The sequence below is a fragment of the Pseudomonas marvdashtae genome, from assembly GCF_014268655.2.
Lineage (GTDB): Bacteria > Pseudomonadota > Gammaproteobacteria > Pseudomonadales > Pseudomonadaceae > Aquipseudomonas > Aquipseudomonas marvdashtae.
Genome location: NZ_JABWQX020000001.1, coordinates 3,219,864 through 3,233,997, shown reverse-complemented (window position 1 = coordinate 3,233,997; position 14,134 = coordinate 3,219,864). Strand labels below are relative to the sequence as shown.

At 59.9% G+C, this 14,134-nt stretch carries 11 protein-coding genes; 8 read left to right on the top strand and 3 right to left on the bottom strand.

The window, feature by feature from the left end; translation table 11 throughout:
• The first annotated feature begins 496 nt into the window (after positions 1 to 496).
• From HU742_RS14565 to HU742_RS14550, 4 genes are all read left to right on the top strand, one after another.
• Entirely contained in the window at positions 497 to 1,906 is a 1,410-nt protein-coding gene (locus tag HU742_RS14565; RefSeq protein ID WP_186642925.1) for a circularly permuted type 2 ATP-grasp protein, read from the top strand.
• 3 nt (positions 1,907 to 1,909) lie between these two features.
• Positions 1,910 to 2,860, top strand: coding sequence for an alpha-E domain-containing protein (locus HU742_RS14560; RefSeq protein WP_186639069.1), 951 nt, complete (start codon positions 1,910 to 1,912; stop codon positions 2,858 to 2,860).
• Positions 2,857 to 3,654: a transglutaminase family protein gene (locus HU742_RS14555; RefSeq protein ID WP_186639070.1), complete on the top strand. Its 798-nt coding sequence runs from the start codon at positions 2,857 to 2,859 to the stop codon at positions 3,652 to 3,654. The genes HU742_RS14560 and HU742_RS14555 overlap by 4 nt, the downstream gene beginning before the upstream one ends.
• Positions 3,655 to 3,759: 105 nt before the next feature.
• Positions 3,760 to 4,254 carry a hypothetical protein gene (locus HU742_RS14550; RefSeq protein WP_186642924.1) on the top strand — a complete coding sequence of 165 codons (495 nt, stop codon included), beginning with the start codon at positions 3,760 to 3,762 and terminating at the stop codon, positions 4,252 to 4,254.
• 440 nt (positions 4,255 to 4,694) lie between these two features.
• On the opposite strand, the gene HU742_RS14545 is transcribed toward HU742_RS14550, so the two are convergent.
• The 3 genes from HU742_RS14545 to HU742_RS14535 form a co-directional block, all read right to left on the bottom strand.
• On the bottom strand, positions 4,695 to 5,624 hold the full coding sequence (locus tag HU742_RS14545) for a halovibrin HvnC (RefSeq protein ID WP_186642923.1): 930 nt from the start codon (positions 5,622 to 5,624) through the stop codon (positions 4,695 to 4,697).
• Between the two features lie 71 nt (positions 5,625 to 5,695).
• Positions 5,696 to 7,081 (bottom strand): hypothetical protein, encoded by a 1,386-nt coding sequence (locus HU742_RS14540; protein ID WP_186642922.1) that lies wholly within the window; start codon positions 7,079 to 7,081, stop codon positions 5,696 to 5,698.
• A gap of 245 nt (positions 7,082 to 7,326) precedes the next feature.
• The gene (locus tag HU742_RS14535; protein WP_186642921.1) at positions 7,327 to 7,806 is read right to left on the bottom strand and encodes a DUF2599 domain-containing protein; all 480 of its coding nucleotides are present in this window, start codon (positions 7,804 to 7,806) and stop codon (positions 7,327 to 7,329) included.
• A gap of 426 nt (positions 7,807 to 8,232) precedes the next feature.
• On the opposite strand from HU742_RS14535, the gene HU742_RS14530 reads away from it, so the two are divergent.
• The 4 genes from HU742_RS14530 to HU742_RS14515 all read left to right on the top strand — a co-directional run bounded on the left by HU742_RS14530 (position 8,233) and on the right by HU742_RS14515 (position 14,133).
• Positions 8,233 to 8,904, top strand: coding sequence for a DUF3313 domain-containing protein (locus tag HU742_RS14530; RefSeq protein ID WP_186639078.1), 672 nt, complete (start codon positions 8,233 to 8,235; stop codon positions 8,902 to 8,904).
• Positions 8,905 to 9,019: 115 nt separating this feature from the next.
• Positions 9,020 to 9,520, top strand: coding sequence for a thiol peroxidase (tpx, locus tag HU742_RS14525; RefSeq protein ID WP_186609969.1), 501 nt, complete (start codon positions 9,020 to 9,022; stop codon positions 9,518 to 9,520).
• A gap of 204 nt (positions 9,521 to 9,724) precedes the next feature.
• Positions 9,725 to 11,041, top strand: coding sequence for an MdtA/MuxA family multidrug efflux RND transporter periplasmic adaptor subunit (locus tag HU742_RS14520; RefSeq protein WP_186642920.1), 1,317 nt, complete (start codon positions 9,725 to 9,727; stop codon positions 11,039 to 11,041).
• Positions 11,038 to 14,133, top strand: a complete 3,096-nt coding sequence (locus HU742_RS14515; protein ID WP_186639082.1) for an MdtB/MuxB family multidrug efflux RND transporter permease subunit — start codon at positions 11,038 to 11,040, stop codon at positions 14,131 to 14,133. Before HU742_RS14520 ends, HU742_RS14515 begins: the two co-directional genes overlap by 4 nt.
• The last annotated feature ends 1 nt before the right edge of the window (position 14,134 follow it).

Here is a 14,134-nt window from a genome sequence, read left to right as displayed (position 1 = left end):
CTGTATGGGCGGTTCGCACCCTTACGGGAATAAATCCCCTCGCCACAGATGAAACGTGCCTACAGTGAATGGGTATAAATTTCCCCTTTTCAGGGCATTTAAGGTTGCCGTCCCGTCTCGTTGCACCGATTCGACCCGTTTGTCGACCCGTCGCGGCGATTCGAAACAAACGTTTCAGCCTTCAAACGCCCTTGCGTCGCGAAATCGAAAGGAAATTTCGCTTTTTCGTCGTCCTGCGACGGTTTTTCCAGCATTGTTTCGATCCATGGCACTTAGGCACAGCCTTTGCTTCGGCTCCGAGAGAACGAACCAGCGAGGTATTCGAGACGTAAACACAAGGGGGGCGCACGTCATCCAGACGCAACGGCCTTAACCAGAGACCCATGCCTATCGAGGTGCTCAGAAAAACAGGGCTCATAAAAACAAGGCAAGGCCAGACTTGGTGGAATGACGACGTAATAAGAAATGCCGTGTACGACACGGCTGGGAGTTGGCTATGCCCCACGCTTTTTTCAACGAAATGTATGACGCAAAGGGTGACTGCCGCCCGCATTACCAAGCTTTCAAGCGCTGGCTGGCGGACACGCCGCTGGAGCTGTTGGAGCAACGCCGGCGCGAAGCCGACCTGCTGTTCCATCGGGCGGGCATTACGTTCACGCTCTATGGCGACGAGCAGGGCACCGAGCGCCTGATCCCGTTCGACATCATTCCCCGCAGCATCAAGGCCAGCGAATGGCAGATGGTCGAGCGCGGCTGCATCCAGCGCGTCCAGGCCCTGAACATGTTCCTGGCCGATATCTACCACGGGCAACGCATTCTCAAGGAAGGCATCATTCCGGCCGAGCAGGTGCTGGCCAACGAGGGTTACCAGATCGCGATGCAAGGCCTGGACCTGCACCGTGGCATCTACGCCCATATCGCTGGCGTCGACCTGGTTCGCGACGGCGATGGCAGCTATTACGTGCTGGAGGACAACCTGCGTACGCCCAGTGGCGTGAGCTACATGCTCGAAGATCGCAAGATGATGATGCGTCTGTTCCCCGAGCTGTTCGCCGCCCAGCGCGTGGCGCCCATCGACCACTATCCGAATTTGCTGCTCGATACCCTCAAAAGCTCAAGTCCGTTGGAAAATCCGACCGCCGTGGTGCTGACGCCGGGGCGTTTCAACAGTGCCTATTTCGAACATGCGTTCCTGGCTCGGGAGATGGGCGTCGAACTGGTGGAAGGTGCGGACCTGTTCGTGCGCGATGACCACGTCTACATGCGCACCACCGCCGGTCCCCGGCAGGTCGATGTGATCTACCGTCGCCTCGACGATGCCTATCTTGATCCGCTGTCGTTCAATCCCGATTCCATGCTGGGTGTGCCCGGACTGATCTCAGTCTATCGTTCCGGCAACGTGGTATTGGCGAACGCGGTCGGCACTGGCGTGGCGGATGACAAGTCGATCTATCCCTATGTCGACGAGATGATCCGTTTCTACCTCACCGAAGAACCGATCCTGAAGAATGTGCCCACCTGGCAGTGCCGCAAACCACAGGATCTGTCCCATGTGCTGGCCAACCTGCCCGATCTGGTGGTCAAGGAAACCCAGGGCTCCGGTGGCTACGGCATGCTCGTGGGGCCTGCCGCCACCGCAGCGGAAATCGAAGACTTCCGCGCCCGCCTCAAGGCCAGGCCCGAGGCCTACATCGCCCAACCGACCTTGAGCCTGTCGACGTGCCCGACCTTTGTCGAAAGCGGCATCGCCCCGCGCCACATCGATTTGCGTCCGTTCGTGCTATCGGGCAAGGAGACCCGCCTGGTACCCGGCGGCCTGACCCGTGTGGCCCTTCGCGAGGGCTCGCTGGTGGTGAATTCGTCCCAGGGCGGCGGCACCAAAGACACTTGGGTAGTGGAGGATTAAGACATGCTTTCAAGAACCGCTTCTGACCTCTATTGGATGTCCCGCTACCTGGAACGCGCCGAGAACCTGGCACGCATGCTCGAAGTCAGTTATTCGCTGTCGCTGATGCCCCAGGCCGGGCGCAGCGATGGGCACGCCGAGCTGGCGATGTCGCTGTTGTCGGCCGGTACGCTGGACGATTACAACGCCCGTTATGACGCGCTCAACACCGAACGCATGCTGCACTTTTTTGCGCTGGACGAAACCAACCCCGGCAGTATCTATAGCTGCCTGCGTGCTGCACGAACCAATGCCCATGCCGTGCGCGGGCGTATCACCGCCGATATGTGGGAGAACATCAACGCCACCTGGTTGGAGATGCGCAACATCGCCAGCAACGGCCTGGGCCGCTACGGCATCAGCCATTTCTGCGAATGGGTCAAGGAACGTTCGCACCTATTCCGTGGCGCGACGTCGGGCACGATCATGCGCAACGACGCCTATTGCTTCATTCGCCTGGGCACCTTCATCGAGCGGGCCGACAACACCTTGCGCCTGCTGGACGCGCGCTACGAAATGTTCGGCGAGGAGTCGGAGGAGGTCAGCGACAATTCGGCCCGTGGCTACTATCAATGGAGTGCCTTGTTGCGGGCGCTGTCCTCGTTCGAGGCGTTCAACGAGATCTATCGCAACGCGCCCAATGCCGAGCAGGTTTCGGAAATGCTGCTGCTGCGAGCCGACGTTCCGCGCTCGCTGCACGCCTGCATCGAAGAACTGGACCATATCCTCGCCAGCCTGCCGGGCAACAACGGCCGTCCAGCCCAGCGCCTGGCCGCCGAGCTGAACGCGCGCCTGCGCTATTCGGGGATCGATGAAATCCTTGCGTCGGGCCTGCATCAATGGCTGACCGAACTCATCGGCCAGATCCGTCATCTGGGCCAGACCGTCCACGAGTCCTATCTGGAGGTGGTATGAAACTGTCCATACGCCACGACACGACTTACAGCTACGCCGATGAAGTCTGCACCAGCATCCAGTTCTTGCGCCTGACGCCCAAGGACAGCCAGCGCCAGCGGATTTTGCAATGGCACCTGGAATTGCCGCGCCTGGTGCGCAGTCAGCTCGACCCTTACGGCAACATTTTGCATGTGATGACCATGGACGAACCTCACGGCGCCCTGGTGCTGACCGCTTACGGTGAGGTGCAAATCCACCAGGCGGTGGAAATGGAACCTGATAGCCAATCGCCGCTGCCGTTCCTGCGCACCAGCCACCTGACGCAGATTGATGACAACCTCAGCGCCTTTGCCATTGCCCAATGCGGAGCACGGCGCGATCGTTCGGCGCTGTCCGACTTGATGAACGGCCTCGCCGAGCGCATGCCCTACAGCCCTGGCACCACCGCCGTCAGCAGCACCGCCGCCGAAGCATTTGCCGGTGGCGCGGGCGTCTGCCAGGACCATACCCATGCATTCGTGTCCTGCGCCCGCAGCTTGGGCGTACCGGCGCGTTATGTGTCCGGCTACCTGTGCACCGAAGATGAAAATCACCTGGCCAGTCATGCCTGGGCCGAAGCCTGGCTGGGCGACGGCTGGTACAGCTTCGACGTGACCAACCGCCTGACCCGCCCCGACCGACACCTGAAACTGGCGGTCGGGCTGGACTACCTCGACGCCTGCCCGGTGCGCGGCATGCGTCGCGGCGGCGGGGCGGAGCAGATGCACGCGCGGGTGCAGGTGAGTTCGATGGTGCAGGTGCAGCATCAGTAATTCGTCTGTCGCAGTTAAGGCCAGATCGCGATGACTTTCGCCCGGGCAACCCAGAACCTGTCATCATCGCGCTTCGCAACACGCCCTTAATCGAGGAACAGCGCCATGGACGATGTACAGCAATTGGGCGAAATGCTCCGCCACTACGCCGACAGCGAAGCGCACAAGCAGCAACAGCACCAGGCCCAGTCCGCGGTCTGGGCTGAGCAGATCGAGGCGTTGTACGGACAAATCGAGCAGTGGTTGGCGCCGGTCATGGCGCCGAACCTGTTGGAATTGCATCGTGAGGCGTATGTCGCTCATGGGCCGAGTGTTCCTGCCGAGACGTCCGGATTCAAGACCCAAAAACTGACATTGTCCATTACCGGCAAGCCGGTTGAGTTTGTGCCGGATGTGATGGGGGCGGGCGGATTGATTTCCTTGTCAATCATGGGCCTGACCGCCGCCCGCCACGGCAGCATTTCCCTGGTTTGCCAACCGCCATCGACACAGTGGCAATGGCGTCGGACCAACGGGTTGAAGGATCCGGATACGTTCGTTTTCGATGCGGGTTTTCTCGCCCAGCAGTTGCAGAGCCTGATACCGCGCGAGCGAGGCTGAATACACTAGAACCGGGCAAAACCCTGCGCATTGGCTATACCCTGATAACCCCAACCAAAAGCATCTCCTCCAAAATTGGTATCTGCCCGCAAGTAGGAAAAGGACACCCCCCGCCATTGGCGATCGAGACGGGGCTGGGGTCCCAGACTTTATAGACATTGACGGGGTCTTTTACAGTGAGCCGATGGGTCACGCCCGAACAAAGGAACGCGGGTTGAGAGTCGGTTCGATTGCAGTTGGGGAAATTGCGATGGGAGAGGGTGGTCAGATAGGCGGCGGTGCCAGGTCCATCGTGTATTTCCACACCGTTGATATGGGGGATTTCAGGTGGCTTTGTCGCAAGCGGCGTGCAACTGAATAGCAAGTCGATCAACAGCAGCCCATTGATCCTTGCATCAGTTGCCGCAGCTCTTTGCCCCTTCGCTGAGGTAACAAGTGTCTCACTGTGTCACTTCCTGATCGGATGCGACATAAGCGAAGGTGGCGCTTCCGGTAGCGCTACTGGCAGGCGTCACACGAATGATCGGCACGACAATTTTCGGATCGGTGGAGTTGTAGAAGTCGCGTTGGTTGTATCGAGCATCAGCCAATCCTGCGTTGTCGCCCCCCGCCACAAAAAAGAACGCCATGAGGGGAAACGTGTTAGGCCGCCCTGGCGTCCAGGTTTTTAGTATGACTTCGTTGTGCCCATTGAAGCCGGTCGCACCAATCAAGCCCTTGGCCAGCAACGACTGGTAGAACGCAGGCCCGGCGAGCTGATTGCGACCATCGCTGACATCAAAACCGCATTGGCGCAGATACGGCTGCCCTCCGGGGATGCTCCAGACGTCCGTCCACTGCTGCGCGGTGGTCACGCCAGCGTTCTGGCATAGTTGGCTTTGAACTGGATAATCCTTGTGAGGCCCGCATACCTCGGTCAAGCTCCGGTGCCAGCCCCACGCATCCATTGGATAGGCGCACAGATAGTCCAGGTCAATCTTGTCAGGCGGTGCGCCGAAGATAGGATAAAGGATATAGCCGTTGCCATGCCCCCATGCCAGCCTTCCAAAATTGACATCTGCCCGTAGATAAGAGAAGGATACGCCGCCACTGGCTATGGAGGTTGGGCTGGGGTCCCAGACTTTGTAAACTCCATCGGGGTCTTTTACCGTCACCCTCAGAGTGACACCCGAGCAAAGGAATGAAGGTTGGGAGTCAGAGCTATTGCAGTTGGCATATTTGCGCTCGTAAAGCGTGGTCAGAAAGGCAGCGGTCTCCGGCCCATTGATTACCAGGACCCAATCGAAGTTTGCGACGCTAGGCGGTGCCGTGGTGACTTGCGAGCAACCGAACATTAACGCGATTAACAGCAGACCCATTGATTTACGCACGGTACGTTCTCCTGCAGAGGAACAGCAGCGTCAGGTATTGATCGAGATGGTGGTCAAGTCGAAAGCCCGGGTCAGGCAATCAGTCTCAGAAGCCATGAAAAAATAATCGGCGTGTTGGTGTCGGTTTCCCTGAGCGTCCAGTTGACCATGATGGGACGCCCCCGGTTTTCGGCTATCCAGGCCGGGGGCACGGCCAGGTCGGTCTGGCTGGTACCGGCTGTGATTCGGATTTCCTCGCCGTAACGTGTAGTCACGCCATGCAGGGCCGCTCGTGCGGTATGGGGTGTGAACAGCGCGGGATGGTAAGCCCTGAGATTGGTCTTGCTGTCGTTCAGCGTCGGCTCCCGTAGCGGGTATTTTTGCGGCGTGACCGTAATGTCCAGGTCTTTCGACGGGATATCCGCCGCCGTGCCAGGCAGCCTGACGGTATAGCGGATCTCTGCACGGGTACCGATGCAATCCACCACTTCGTTCCGGGGCACCTGGAAGTTCAGGGTCTGTCCGGCAAACGATACGGTCTGGACTTCGCTTCCGTAAGTCGAGTTACGCCCAAGCCAACTCACCTTTACCGTCTGCCCAGGAGCTGACCCGATGTAGTTCACTTCGACGTTGGCGAATTGAGCCTCGTAGAAGTCTCTTTCGAAGTTCAGGCGCTCGCCGTTGAGTTCCCTGGCCTCCACTACCCTGGGTTTTTTCAGGTCGAGTGCCGGTTGGCGAACATGCACATCGATGTTAGTGGTTCTAGACCATATCGCTTGTGGGCCGCTGGAGTTGCCCAGTTGATCGGTGACCCTGAACCGCAAGGCGAACCTGGGATTGTCTTGCCAGAAGTCGGCGGCTCTCAGAATGATCTCGACTCTGCCGGCAGCGGCCTCGTTGGCATTAACGGGGTACTCCATTTCCCGGCTGTCACGATCTAGTGTGATGACATCTCTTTCCCTCATGTAGGGGTAGCTGAGGGTCACGATCACCCCTTGGGCTGCCCTTGCCGCATCCACGCCGTTGGCGATGACGTCGGCGGGCAGGGCCAGAGACAGGTACGTGTTGTCGCCGGGTGTAGAGACCTCGCCCCCCGGCTGTGGTCGGTGGAACAGTACGGTCAAAGGCGACGATGTTACGGGAACTGTCTGGCCAACACGGAGTACGCTCAGGCGCATCTGGTTGATACCGTTGCTCAGCAAGGCATCCGGCAACGGGAACGTGAAATTTTGATTTTCTTCGCCCGGCAGAATGGTCTTGTTCAGGACGGGGATGTCGGAATTACCCAGCAACAGGCGGGCGTCGTCATAGGCGAAATGGTTGATCCAAGGCTCCACCAACAGGGGCAAAAACCCATTGGACAGTAAACGCAGCGGGACACCGCCGTGTGGGTTCGCTGGGTGCACAACCGACACCATCCCCAGGATGATGACAGGGTCAATTATCAGGATTTCTTTGTCTTCGTTCCGGCTGGTCATTTCGCGTGTTCCTGCTTGTTAAGGGCGATCAGCTTTATCGTCTTGGCGAGTTGTTCCATCAAACCTCCAGCAGCTAGCTTTCTCTACTGTCAAGTCTGACAGGTGAGCTAGAAACCCGACAAAAGGTAGCCATCGCTAGGGACTGGCTTGGGGGTTCATGCGCGTGATTCCAGCGTCTTGGCTCCAGGTGCTTTGGACCAATGGACGCGAAACGGACATCTAAAAATGGGTGCGCCGCCGTAAAGTCAGGGTGCGACTTCAGGTAAGGGCGTGCCGTGGTTACAGCCTGCGGCCACGGTCAGGCTGTAGCCCACGTCGGGTCTCCATGGCTCAAGGTTCCATTGCGGCTTATCTCGAGCGGTGACAACGTGGCAGATCAACTGATGCCGAAGTCCGTGGGTGTTGGTCCACAGGCGATTATTGGAATAGTCGCGAGTGAGCTCGTCCCATAGATAGGCGGTTCCCTCCGGCGGTGTTCTTCTTGCGCAGGTTGTAGGCGTGATGGAGAACGACCATTCAAAGTCTCGATACATCCATTGTGCGCTTTCAATGTACTTGTCGCAGCGCTCGACGGTTTGTATGAAACTGTCGGCAGGTCTGGGCGCAGCCTGCGGTATTTGCTCTGCGCTGGTCGACCCCATATGCAGTATCAGGCCGATACTCAACAGCAGGGGCGGGCACGCGCGCGTCGTCGAATGACTGGAGTAATGCAATGAGGTATTCATGAACACCTTTGTCTGTTGGAACATAGGTAAAGAAGGCGCCACTGGCGCTGGTTAGTAAGACACCGGCGCGGAAGGGTGTGGGGCGTCCAGTTGCCGATGTTTTTTAATGCTAGTTAACTGGTCTGCAAGTTTATGAATGAACGATGCCGACCCTCCTGAACTATGGGTTAACGTTGATATGCCGAAAACTCCCGCTGCCATGTGCATACTTTCTCCATTTGGCAAGTGCCTCCATCTAACCTCTGGCGTTGGGCTTTGGCTACTGTCAGGTCTGACAGGTAGCTTGATAAAAATGGGATATTCCCATTCCGTTCGTCGCATTCCCTTGGCAAGACGGTTTTTTTGGAGCCACGTTTTATCTTTTTCTTATCGTTGGCTATACCTGTAGTTCCGCCCCCGTCAGGTGCGGCCTACAGGAGTGACAGCATGAAGTTCGCGTCTATGATCGGCACCGTTTGCATCGCCTCGCTCGCCTTGGCGGGGTGCTCCAGCAAGATCACCCAGCCGGATGAATACTCCGGTTTCCTGGGTGATTACAGCCGGCTCAAGGAGGAGAAGTCGCCGTCGGGGGCTGCGGTGATGCGCTGGATCGATCCGAAGATCGACCTGGCCAAGTACTCCAGCGTCTATATCGAACCGACACAGCTTTATCCCAAGCCGCAACCTACGGTGAAGATCCCGGCGGCCACGTTGGCCGGAATCACCAGCTACTACGACCAGGCGCTCAAGCGCGAAGTGGGCCGCTCCCTGCCGTTGGCGACCAGCCCAGGGCCGGGGGTGCTGGTGGTGCGCGCCGCCATCACGGCCGTCAGCAGCAAGACCGAGGGATTGAAACCGTATGAAGTGATCCCGATCGCCCTGGTGGCCGCCGCGGTCAGCACTGCCAGCGGCATTCGCGACCAGGAAACCACGCTGGGCACCGAGGCGGTGTTCCTTGATGGCGGCAGCAACACGGCCATTGCCCAAGTGGTGCGCAAGGGCACGGGTAAGCCGTTGTCGAACGAGTCCCAGGTCATGAAGGCCGATGACGTCAAAGCTGTGATCGATGGATGGGCATCTGATCTTCATCAGTCATATGTGAAACTCAAGGCTGAATAACAGGTCCCTTCGCTCGTAGGATCCGTGAGTTTTTATGCGCAGGCATAGGTCGCGGATCCAATTCGTGGTTAACTCCGGCCTCATCATTTTCAAACCTGTCAGAAGGAATCCGTTCATGGCTCAAGTCACCCTCAAAGGCAATCCGGTCCAAGTCAACGGCCAATTGCCACAAGCCGGTTCCAAGGCGCCAGCCTTTTCCCTGGTTGCCGGCAATCTGTCGGACGTTTCCCTGAAGGATTTCGCCGGCAAGCGCAAGGTGCTGAACATTTTCCCAAGCGTTGACACCCCAACCTGCGCCACCTCCGTGCGCAAATTCAACGCCCAGGCCAACGAGCTGAACAACACCGTGGTGCTGTGCATCTCCGCCGACCTGCCATTCGCCCAAGCGCGTTTCTGCGGTGCCGAAGGTCTGGAAAACGTTCAGAACCTGTCGACCCTGCGCGGTCGCGAATTCATCGAGAACTACGGCGTTGCCATCGCCGACGGCCCGCTGGCCGGCCTGACTGCTCGTGCCGTGGTCGTGCTGGACGAAAACGACAACGTGCTGCACAGCGAACTGGTCAAGGAAATCGCCGAAGAGCCGAACTATGACGCTGCGCTTGCTGCTCTGAAATAAGTGGCCTGAAATAAGCCGTCACCAATAAAGTATTTATTACAATTGTTAACGGTCTGGCCTGTCCAGGCCGTTTTCATTTTTGTTTCAAGGCTTTAGCCGACTTAGCGGAACGTAAGCCAAAGGTAAATTGCCGGTAAAGGCGCTTTGCTAAAACCTCGCCAGTGCTTATCGTTCAGCCTCCCGTAAAAGAAGCCCACGCGCCCAATGGTTGACCATTCAATGCAATCCTCTGTATCCCGCAACTCCCGTCGCTGGTTATTCGGCCTGTTCGTCGTCTTGGTCGTCGCGCTGCTGGCCTGGAAGTTCTGGCCCGCCGGCACCGATCAGAAAGCCGGGGCCGGGCAGAAAGCAACCGCTGGTCATACGGGACGAGCGGGCGGCATGCGGCCCGGATTTGGTGGGGCGACCGGACCGATTCCGGTACGGGTGGCGCCAGCAGCCACGGGGGATTTTCCGTTGTACTACAAGGCGCTGGGCACGGTGACGGCGCTCAACACCATCAACGTGCGCAGCCGGGTGGGCGGCGAGTTGGTGAAGATTGCCTTTGAAGAAGGGCAAATGGTCAAGGCCGGAGATCTACTGGCTGAAATCGACCCCCGTCCGTACCAGAACGCCTTGCTCCAGGCCGAAGGCACGCTGCTGCAGAACCAGGCTCAATTGAAGAACGCCCAGGTCGATCTGGAGCGCTATCGCGGCTTGTACGCCGAAGACAGCATCGCCAAGCAGACCCTCGACACCGCCGCTGCGTTGGTGGGTCAGTACCAAGGCACGGTCAAGACCAACCAGGCGGCGGTCAACGACGCCAAGCTCAACCTGGAATTCACCAAGATCCGCGCTCCGATCACCGGTCGCGTAGGCTTGCGTCAGTTGGACGTCGGCAACCTGGTGGCGGCCAACGACACCACGGCCCTGGCGGTCATCACCCAGACCCAGCCGATCAGCGTGGTATTCACCCTCCCGGAAAATAGCCTCGAAACCGTGCTGGCCCGCTACCGCAGCGGGGCGAAACTGCCGGTCGAGGCGTGGGACCGGGGCGACGTCAAGCTCCAGGCCAGCGGTGTGCTGCAAAGCCTGGACAACCAGATCGATGTGACCACCGGCACCTTGAAGTTCAAGGCCCGCTACGAAAACCGCGATCAATCGTTGTTTCCCAACCAGTTCGTCAACGTGCGCCTGCTGGCCGACACGCTCAAAGGCGTGGTCCTGGCGCCGACCGCTGCGATTCAGTTCGGCACCAACGGCACCTTCGTCTATGCCCTGGACGGCGACAAGAAGGTCACCATCAGGAAGCTCAAGGTCGGCGCCAGCGATGGCGAGCACACGGTCGTTACCGAAGGACTGGCAGCCGGCGACCGGGTAGTGCTCGAAGGCACCGACCGCTTGAAGGAAGGCAGCGAAGTGGAGGTGGTCAACGACAGCCAGGACGTGCCGACCACGCCGACCGGGCACCTGCAAGGCAAGAGCGCCGCGGCCCCGACTGAACCGGCCGTGGCCGATAAGGCGAAAAAGGGCGGCGCATGAATTTCTCGCGGCTGTTCATTCTCCGCCCGGTCGCCACGACCCTGAGTATGCTGGCCATTGTCCTGGCCGGCCTGATCGCCTATCGGCTGCTGCCGGTGTCGGCGTTGCCCCAGGTCGATTACCCGACCATCCGCGTGATGACCCTGTACCCGGGCGCCAGCCCCGATGTCATGACCAGCGCCGTGACCGCGCCCCTGGAGCGGCAGTTCGGGCAGATGCCGGGCCTGACGCAGATGGCGTCCACCAGTTCCGGCGGCGCCTCGGTGATTACCCTGCGCTTCAGCCTCGACGTCAACATGGACGTCGCCGAGCAGCAGGTGCAGGCCGCGATCAACGCCGCCACCAACCTGTTGCCCAACGACCTGCCGGCGCCGCCGGTGTACAACAAGGTCAACCCGGCGGACACCCCGGTGCTGACCCTGGCGATTACTTCCAAGACCATGCTGTTGCCCAAGCTCAATGACTTGGTGGATACGCGCATGGCGCAGAAAATCGCCCAGATCAGTGGCGTCGGCATGGTCACCATTGCCGGCGGCCAACGCCAGGCCGTGCGGATCAAGGTCAACCCCGAGGCCCTGGCGGCCGCCGGCCTTAACCTGGCGGACGTGCGCACCCTGATCGGCGCTTCCAACGTCAACCAGCCCAAGGGCAATTTCGATGGCCCGACCCGGGTCTCGATGCTCGACGCCAACGACCAGTTGACCTCACCCAAAGACTACGCCGAACTGATCCTGGCCTACGCCAACGGCGCGCCGTTGCGGCTCAAGGACGTGGCACAGATCGTCGATGGCGCGGAAAACGAACGCCTTGCGGCTTGGGCCAACGAAAACCAGGCCGTGCTGCTGAACATCCAGCGCCAGCCCGGGGCGAACGTCATCGAAGTCGTCGACCGGATCAAGGCCCTGTTGCCGAGCATCACCGACAACTTGCCGGCCGGCCTCGACGTGACCGTGCTCACCGACCGCACCCAGACCATCCGCGCCTCGGTCACCGACGTGCAACATGAGCTGCTGATCGCTATCGCCCTGGTGGTGATGGTGACGTTCCTGTTCCTGCGTCGGGTCAGCGCCACCCTCATTCCTTCGGTGGCCGTGCCGCTGTCGCTGATCGGTACGTTCGGCGTGATGTACCTGGCCGGTTTCTCCATCAACAACCTGACGCTGATGGCGCTGACCATCGCCACCGGTTTCGTGGTGGACGACGCTATCGTCATGCTGGAGAACATCGCCCGTTACATTGAGGAGGGCGACAGCCCGATGCAGGCGGCGCTCAAGGGTGCGAAGCAGATTGGCTTCACCTTGATTTCCCTGACCCTGTCGCTGATCGCGGTGTTGATTCCGCTACTGTTCATGGCCGACGTGGTTGGACGTTTGTTCCGTGAGTTCGCCATCACCCTGGCGGTGGCCATCCTGATCTCGCTGGTGGTGTCGCTGACCCTGACGCCGATGATGTGCGCCCGATTGCTCAAGCGCGAGCCCAAGGAAGAAGAGCAGGGCCGCTTCTACCGCGCCAGCGGAGCCTGGATCGATTGGCTGATCGCGGCCTACGGACGGAAATTGCAGTGGGTGCTCAAGCATCAGCCGCTGACGTTGCTGGTGGCCTTGGGCAGTCTGGTGCTGACGGTGGTGTTGTACCTGGCCGTGCCCAAGGGCTTTTTTCCGGTACAGGACACCGGCGTGATCCAGGGCATTTCCGAAGCGCCGCAATCGATATCCTTTGCCGCCATGAGCGAGCGCCAGCAGCAATTGGCCAAGGTCATCCTCACCGACCCAGCGGTGGAAAGCCTGTCGTCGTACATCGGCGTCGATGGCGACAATGCCACGCTCAACAGCGGGCGTTTGCTGATCAACCTCAAGCCCCACAGCGAACGGGACGACAGCGCTACCGAAATCATCGCCCGCTTGCAGCCGCAGCTGGACCGTTTGGTGGGCATCCGCCTGTTCATGCAACCGGTGCAGGACCTGACCATCGAGGACCGGGTCAGCCGCACCCAGTATCAATTCAGCCTGTCGTCACCGGACGCCGAGTTGCTCAGCCTGTGGAGCGGCCGTCTGGTCGAGGCCTTGGCCCAGCAGCCGGAACTGACCGATGTCGCCAGCGATTTGCAGGACAAGGGCTTGCAGGTTTACCTGGTGATCGACCGCGACGCCGCTTCGCGCCTGGGCGTGTCCGTGTCGAACATCACCGATGCGCTGTACGACGCTTTCGGCCAGCGCCAGATCTCAACCATCTACACCCAGGCCAGCCAGTACCGGGTGGTGCTGCAAGCCCAGGCCGGCGAACGGATCGGTCCCCAGGCCCTGGACCAGATACACGTCAAGACCACCGATGGTGGGCAAGTGCGGTTGTCGAGCCTGGCCCGGGTGGAAGAGCGCCAGGCGCAACTGGCTATCGCCCACATCGGCCAGTTCCCGGCGGTGATGATGTCCTTCAACCTGGCGCCGGGCGTTGCCCTCGGGCACGCCGTCGATGTGATCGAAAAGGTCCAGCAAGACATCGGCATGCCGGTAGGTGTGCAGACCCAGTTCCAGGGCGCGGCCGAGGCATTCCAGGCGTCGCTGTCGAGCACGTTGCTGCTGATCCTGGCAGCGGTGGTGACCATGTACATCGTGCTGGGGGTTTTGTACGAGAGCTATATCCATCCGATCACGATTCTCTCCACGTTGCCGTCGGCGGCCATCGGCGCCTTGCTGGCGTTGATCCTCAGCGGTAATGACCTGGGCATGATCGCGATCATAGGCATCATCTTGCTGATCGGCATCGTCAAGAAAAACGCGATCATGATGATCGACTTCGCCCTGGACGCCGAACGCAACCAGGGCCTGGATCCGCAGACGGCCATCTACCAGGCCGCGCTGTTGCGCTTTCGGCCGATCCTGATGACCACCCTGGCGGCGCTGTTCGGCGCGGTACCGCTGATGCTCGCCACCGGCTCCGGCGCCGAACTGCGCCAGCCGTTGGGTTTGGTGATGGTGGGCGGCTTGCTGGTCAGCCAAGTGCTGACGCTGTTCACCACGCCGGTGATCTACCTGTATTTCGACCGCTTGGGGCGGCGCTTTGCCCGGCCTGAGGCGAAAGAGGTGGGGGTATGAT